This window comes from Tenacibaculum sp. AWR4_210 (genome assembly GCF_056160945.1).
Genome location: NZ_JBSWYF010000040.1, coordinates 1 through 609 on the forward strand (window position 1 = coordinate 1; position 609 = coordinate 609).

The following is a 609-nucleotide window of genomic DNA, read 5'->3' on the forward strand; positions in this document are numbered from 1 at the left end:
TTTCTAGTGTAACATCTCCAAGTAAAGCGTTTGCATCACCACCAACTGTTAAGTCAGAAGAAGTAATGTTACCGTCACCGTTAAAGGCAGTCGGATCTACTACTAAAGCGCCCGCACCGTTTTGGGTTAAACCGGTACCTGCAACATCCGCGTTTATTTTAGCCGCTGTTACTGCATCGTCATTAATCTTCACAGTAGTCACTGCATTGTCAGCTAATTCAGTTGTTCCTACAGCACCTGCCGCGATTTCCAGTGTAACATCTCCTAATAAAGCGTTAGCATCACCACCAACCGTTAAGTCAGAAGAGGTAATGTTACCGTCACCGTTAAAGGCAGTCGGATCTACTACTAAGGCACCGGCACCGTTTTGTGTTAAACCAGTACCCGCAACATCAGCGTTTATTTTAGCAGCTGTTACTGCATCGTCATTAATCTTTCCGGTAGTTACAGCGTTATCGTTTATTTTCACAGTAGTCACTGCATTGTCAGCTAATTCAGTAGTTCCAACAGCACCTGCAGCGATCTCTAGTGTAACATCTCCAAGTAAAGCGTTTGCATCACCACCAACCGTTAAGTCAGAAGAAGTAATGTTACCGTCACCGTTAAAGG

The 609-nt window shown here is 44.3% G+C and carries 1 pseudogene; it reads right to left on the reverse strand.

Going from position 1 to position 609, the window contains the following annotated elements:
- A pseudogene (locus ACXAG7_RS19915) lies at nt 1-609 on the reverse strand (hypothetical protein); the annotation flags it as partial.